Annotated in this window: 5 protein-coding genes; 4 read left to right on the top strand and 1 reads right to left on the bottom strand. The window is 60.6% G+C overall.

What is annotated here, in order from left to right:
• Positions 1 to 37: 37 nt before the first annotated feature.
• Positions 38 to 2,272, bottom strand: a complete 2,235-nt coding sequence (locus ABI_RS10425; RefSeq protein ID WP_006272907.1) for a TonB-dependent receptor plug domain-containing protein — start codon at positions 2,270 to 2,272, stop codon at positions 38 to 40.
• Positions 2,273 to 2,564: 292 nt separating this feature from the next.
• Between ABI_RS10425 and ABI_RS10420 the strand changes: the two genes are divergently transcribed.
• From ABI_RS10420 to ABI_RS10405, 4 genes are all read left to right on the top strand, one after another.
• The gene (locus ABI_RS10420) at positions 2,565 to 3,443 is read left to right on the top strand and encodes a MurR/RpiR family transcriptional regulator (RefSeq protein WP_040308792.1); all 879 of its coding nucleotides are present in this window, start codon (positions 2,565 to 2,567) and stop codon (positions 3,441 to 3,443) included.
• Between the two features lie 183 nt (positions 3,444 to 3,626).
• Positions 3,627 to 4,493: a transglutaminase-like domain-containing protein gene (locus tag ABI_RS10415; protein WP_006272904.1), complete on the top strand. Its 867-nt coding sequence runs from the start codon at positions 3,627 to 3,629 to the stop codon at positions 4,491 to 4,493.
• 100 nt (positions 4,494 to 4,593) lie between these two features.
• Positions 4,594 to 5,142 carry a PadR family transcriptional regulator gene (locus ABI_RS10410; protein ID WP_006272903.1) on the top strand — a complete coding sequence of 183 codons (549 nt, stop codon included), beginning with the start codon at positions 4,594 to 4,596 and terminating at the stop codon, positions 5,140 to 5,142.
• A complete protein-coding gene (locus ABI_RS10405) occupies positions 5,139 to 5,912 on the top strand; it encodes a siderophore-interacting protein (protein ID WP_006272902.1) in 774 nt (257 codons plus the stop codon). Before ABI_RS10410 ends, ABI_RS10405 begins: the two co-directional genes overlap by 4 nt.
• The last annotated feature ends 343 nt before the right edge of the window (positions 5,913 to 6,255 follow it).

Raw genomic sequence — 6,255 nt, 5'->3', positions numbered from 1 at the left:
ATTTTCGTGGGTTGGAATAAGACGGACACACACAGAGTTAGAACTTCGTCGAATAGGTGAAGTAGAAGCTGCGCGGCTTGCCTTCGAACGGATAGCCGTAGAAGTAACGGTCATCCGTATTGGTATATTCACCGCGGTTGAACGCCACACCGTAGAAGTTGTTCCCGTAGCCGTAACGTTCGGCATAATAGGTGTCGAACAGGTTGGCGACGCGGAGCTGGAAGCGGTGCTCCATATCCTTGCCAGCCAGGTAGGTCAGGGTCCCGTTGACGACGGTATAGTCACCGAAGTTGTGGCGGTACCTTTCCGCCGGACCGCCGGTGGACCATTCAGGCCCCTGGGTGCGCGACAGAAGCTGCGCCTTCAGCCGGCCATTCTTCGATTCCCAGTTCAGCTTGCCGATGACGAACCATTCCGGCGTTTCGTTGATCTGGATGCCCTGACGCGGGCCGCTGGCAGGCGCCGCATCCTGTGCCGTATAGGCAAAGCCAAAGCTCCACTGCTCACCGATAAAGACGTCGGCGTCAGCGGTCAGGCCCTTGATCTTGGTAACGGCCGTATCATTGAAATAGGTGTCGACCGAATAGTTGGTGCCATTGTGGTTGACGACGATCGGCCGGCCCGACGTGGTACGGATACGGTTGCTGATCTCGGTGTCGAAGGCACCGATTTCGCCGCTGATGCGGATATCACCCAGGCTGCCCTGATAGCCGGCGGCCAGGTTGTAGGTCTCGGTCTCTTCGGTTTCCAGGTCCGGATTACCGATGACCGTAAAGGCAGCCGACGCACTGGCTTCCGGCGGACGCGGATTGTTGATGTACAGTTCATTGGTCTGCGGCAAGCTGTACGACGTGCCGCCGTTGGCGCGAAGATAGAAATTGCCGATCGGCTGCTTGACGCCGAACTTCCAGATCGTCTTGCTGTCAAAGGCTTCCGAGAAGTCCTGACGAACCGCGATGGAGATGTTCGTCGACGGGCTGAACGGCAGACGCGGATGGAGGTCTACGAACACGCCGGTGGTGGTGCTGTCATTGTTCGGCGTGGCGAAGCGCTGATCCGAGTCATCGACATAAGAGACATACTGCACGCCAACGACGGCTTCCAGAAACGAGGCCGGGTTGACCGTGGCGCGGACCGTGGCGCCCGTTTCCCTGAACCCGCTGCGATACTGGTTGGTGGTGCCGAAGCCATGGGCGAAGGCCGGTTCGACCGCGCCGGTCCAGGCGCCATATGGAATGGTACGGCTGGGCGTGCCGGGATCGACGCAACCGGCCGCAATCTTGCAGATTTCCGGATACAGTTCGGCATTCCACAGTTCCGGGTTGGAATAGTAGGCCGAAGCCTCGATCGCGAAACGGTCGCTGAAACGCTTGCTGAAGGTCACGTCGGCAATCGGATAGCGCAGCGTGTTGGGCGAATAGGACTCACCCGACGGGAACGGATCCTGGAACCAGCTTTCGGTATAGATGACGTTGGCGCGGAACGCGGTGTTCTCGTCGATCTGCCACAGGTACTTGGCGCCGACATGGTTCTTGTTCAGCGGATAGTCCTGGATGCCGCCGGACAGGGCGACATTGTCGGTGAACTTCGCCGGATCGAAAATTTGCGGGCTGTCGGTGGCCAGCATCGAGCCGTAGAACATCAGACTGTGACGGCCGGCCTCGTCGAGCGGGAAGCTGTAATTGCCCCACACTTCGCGCGTGGCGAACGAACCGTAGGAGACGCCGAACTCGCCCTTGCGGGTGCCGTCGGGCTTCTTGGTGATGACGTTGACGACGCCGATGCCCCCGTTGGAGCCAAAATAGAGGCTGTTGCCGCCGCGAAACACTTCCAGGGTCTCAATCATGTGCGGGTCGATGGTGGTGGCGCCCCAGATGTTTTCCAGCGCCGGGCCACGGTCGTACAGCGGCACACCGTCCAGGGTCACCAGGGTATCGCGGTCGCCGCCGCCGTCCAGGCGGATGGTGAACTCACCTTCGTCGGGCGAGTAGCCAATATTGACGCCCTTGACCAGGAACTGAGCAACTTCGGCGAAGTTGGTGGCGCCACTCTGGTCGATCTGCTCGGCGGTGATGACCTGGACCTCGGTGCCGTAGGCCGACAATTCCTTGGCGACCAAGGTGGCCGGCGATTTTTTGCCGGTGACGGTCACCACGCTGTTCTCAGCGTCGCCCGCCGGCGCCGCGTCATTGGCAAATGCCATACCTGCCAGGCCGCAGCCCAGCGTCACAAGCCCCAGCAGAGGCGCGTGAAGTCCTTGTTTGATCCGCATATTGATATCCCCGTGAAAACGCCGTGCGCAATGGGAGACGCCCGGCTGAACGCTGCGGAACCTAGTCAGGTCATGTGACAAAAACCTCAGACTTCGATGACAGGATTGTGAAATTAACTCATTATGAATATATAATAATATTGAGATATTTTCACCTTAGGGTGGCGGTCCCCGGTATCACGCTCGCGACATTCCTTAGGAAGTTTTGTGACGTGATCCCGGAGACACAATCTACCGAAGGAATCGCCGTAATCACGTGTCCTCCGGGCGACAACTTGTAAAAGGTCTTGCGTTGAAACTCTCACCCGACAGCCCAGGCCGCGAACCGGTCGACAATGCCCTAACCCGTATTCAATTGGCCTATCCAGCCCTGGCGCGCGGCGCACGCCGCATCGCTGACTATGTCCTCGCGCAGCCCCACCGCATCGTCAGCATGTCGATCACGGAACTGTCGGAAGCCACCGGTGCATCGGAAGGCAGCGTCATCAATTTTTGCCGGCGCCTGGGATTGTCGGGGTTCCAGCAGCTCAAGCTGAGCCTGGCTCAGGAATCCGTCCGGCCGGTCCACTTCATCCATGAGGATCTGGAGCGCGACGACGATCTTGATACGGTTTGCCGCAAGATCTTTCATTCCGGCATACAGGCCCTGCGCGATTCCCTGTCGGTGCTAGACGTCAAGCAACTGAGCCGGGCTGTCGACATCTTCCGCACCGCCAAACGCATTGAGATCTATGGTATCGGCTCAGCGGCGCCCATCGCCGAGGACGCCCACTACCGCATGCTGCGCATCGGCCTGGACGCCAAGGTGGTCATCGACAGCCATGTCCAGGCGATCAGCGCGTCGCGGACGGGACCCGACGTCGCCGTCCTGACGGTGACCCATTCCGGGGCGACGCATGAAACCGTGGCCGCGACCCGACTGGCCCGCGAAGCCGGCGCCCGGACGGTGGTCATCACCAACTTCGCCCGTTCGCCCATCCAGGCCTATGCAGAGGTCGTGCTTTTCACCATGGCACGCGAGACCCTGTTCCGCACCGAAGCCATGACCAGCCGTATCGCCCAGTTGTGCGTGGTCGACGCTTTGATTGCTGCCCTGGCCCTGGCCGACTACGACCGCTCGACCGCCACTTTGAAACAGACCTTCGAGACCCTGTCGATCAAACGCTTTTAGAGCCCATCGCGAAACGGGTTGCGCACATTTTGGATCGGGATGCGCGCCAAAACAAAATAAATGGAGCGACGATCCGAATCTATCGGATCGAACGCGCTCAAATGCGCTAAGACCACATCGAATCTTTTCATCAGGCGGGGCAATCTCTTCCTGACCTCCCCTTCGCTGTTCGAAAATCCATATATGACCGTACGTTACAAACTGGGCTGCACCCTCAGCTACCAAGTGCTGGCCCCATCCGTCTTCATCTTCAACATCGAAGTGGCGCGGCTGCGCCGTCACGTCAATATGACCGAACGCCTGGTCGTGACACCGGATCTGCCCTTGCGGACCCACACGGTCCCCGACATCAACAACCGCTATTTCGGCGTGCACGCTTCGCCCGGCCCGCTGACCATTCACTACGAAGCCGAGGTAACTCTCGATCCGTTCCGCGCCGATCCGGATACGGTGAAGGAAACGCCGGTCGCAGACCTGCCGCTCGACATCATGCCCTTCCTGTTGCCGTCGCGCTTTGTGCCGTCCGACCGCTTGGCCGATTTCGCCCGCAAGGAATTTGGCTACCTCAAACGCGGCTTCGAACGGGTCACAGCCATCTGCAACTGGCTTTACAACAATATCGACTACCGCCGTGGCGCCTCCAACGAACAGACAACGGCGACCGAAAGCCTGATCCTGCGCGCCGGGGTATGCCGGGATTTCGCCCATCTCGGCATCGCCTTCTGCCGCGCGCTCGACATCCCGGCCCGCTTCGTAAGCTGCTACGCCTACGGTCTGCAGCCCAACGATTTCCATGCCGTTTTCGAAGTCTATCTCGACGGCCGCTGGTGGCTGTTCGACGGGACGCGCATGGCCAATCTCGATGGCCTGGTCCGCATCGGAGTCGGCCGCGATGCCGCCGAAATCGCCTTCTGCTCGCCGTTTGGTGCCGTCGATTGCGGTCCCGTCGAAATCAGCATCGACCGCGCCGACGGATTGCCGGAACCCTGGCCGCGCACCATCGACGCCATCAGCACCGAAGAACCAGCACCCAACGCCGGCGCGCTGTAGAGCCCCAGGACTATATTTAGATATATCTGATTGCAATTGGGACGAAACGAGTCTATATGCACTTCAGATATATCTGATTACAGTCTGAAAGGTACAAGATATGAGAGACTTCCCTTCCGGCCGCGGCGGTTTCGGCCGCCATGGCGGCCATCACGAATCCCACGGCAGTCATCGCTTCGGCGGTCGCGGCCGCCGCGAAGGCCGCGGCTTCGGTCCCGGCGGGCTACGCCTGGTCCTGTTGAAGTTCATCAGCGAAAAACCCAGCCACGGCTATGAACTGATAAAGTCCATCGAGGACGAATTCCAGGGCGCCTATGCCCCCTCCCCCGGCATCGTCTACCCTGCCCTGAGCTGGCTGGAAGATGGCGGCTTTATCGTCATTGCCGCAGATGCCGATAACCGTAAGGTCGCGACGATCACTGAGGCCGGCCAGGCCTTGCTGAGCGAGCGTGCCGCCGACCTTGACCGGCTGTTCGAAGCCATGGCCGATAAACCGGGCAGCCACGACGACTATGCACCGCTGTACCGCGCCATGGACAACCTGAAGGCGGCCCTGCGCACCCGTGCCGTTCGTCCGATGGCCAAGTCCGAGATCGAAAATGTCGTCGACTGGATCGACGACCTGGCCAAGAAGATCGAACGCTCATGATGACATCTGTCGCCCGCGCGCCCCTGCGTGTCCGCTTCGAGACCCGCCGGCGCGAACTGACGGTCGTCGAAACCGTTCGTCTGACCCCGCACATGCAGCGCATCGTCCTGACAGGCGACCTCACGGGCTTTCAATCCCTGGGGTTCGACGACCATATCAAGCTGTTCCTTGCCGATCCCGAAACCGGCGTGCTGACCCTGCCGGGTCTGGACAGCGGCCCAAAGCCGGTGATGCGCGACTACACGCCGCGCCGCTTTGATGTCGCCAAGGGGCAACTCACCCTGGATTTTGCCCTGCATGGCGATAGTGGTCCGGCCACAGCCTGGGCGTTGGCAGCCAAACCTGGTGACATCCTGAATATCGGCGGCCCGCGCGGTTCGCAGATCCTTCCCGACGGTTATGACGGTTTCGTGCTGATGGGTGACGAGACCGCCCTGCCCGCCATCGGCCGCCGCCTAGAGGAACTGCCGGCCGGTACGCCGGTCACCGTTCTGGCTGAGATCGAAAACGACGAAGACCGCCAGGACTGGCAAACCCAGGCCAAAGCGACCGTTCGCTGGATCGTCCGCGGCAAAGGTGAAAACCTGGTGGCTGCGGCGGCAAGCCTGGCCCTGCCCGAAGGTGACGTCCACATCTGGGTCGCCGCCGAAGCCCAGACGGCCAGGACGATCCGTCAGGCCCTTATCGACCGCGGCGCCGCTGCCAAATCCCTGAAGGCCGCCGGCTACTGGCACCGCGGCGCCGTCGCAGCGCATGAACCGATCGAATAGCGTAAATCGCTGTATCCATAGTGATGCCAGGCCCGGTCGCTCGGCCGGGCAAAATTGTCGCCACGGGCAATGGCGACCCGGCGAAAGTTTACCCTTTGCGTCGCATTCGCGGCGGCGTATTTCGGATTTCGCCTGGCCATTGTTGGCTTCAAATCCAACGCTTCAGGCGCAATAACGGTCCGCGCTGCATCCGATGGGCTAGCGGAGGCATCCGTGATGGTGACGCCGGTTCGCGCCTAGATCGTTATGATTTTAGCTCGAAACACGTTCTCCTCCCCTGTTTACGGGGGAGGTGGATCATGGCGAAGCCATGAGACGGAAGGGGCCATTCCACTCACAGTAT

This window comes from Asticcacaulis biprosthecium C19 (assembly GCF_000204015.1).
GTDB classification, from domain to species: domain Bacteria; phylum Pseudomonadota; class Alphaproteobacteria; order Caulobacterales; family Caulobacteraceae; genus Asticcacaulis; species Asticcacaulis biprosthecius.
Note: the sequence above shows the minus strand (reverse complement) of the source record. Positions and strands in the feature narration are given on the sequence as shown.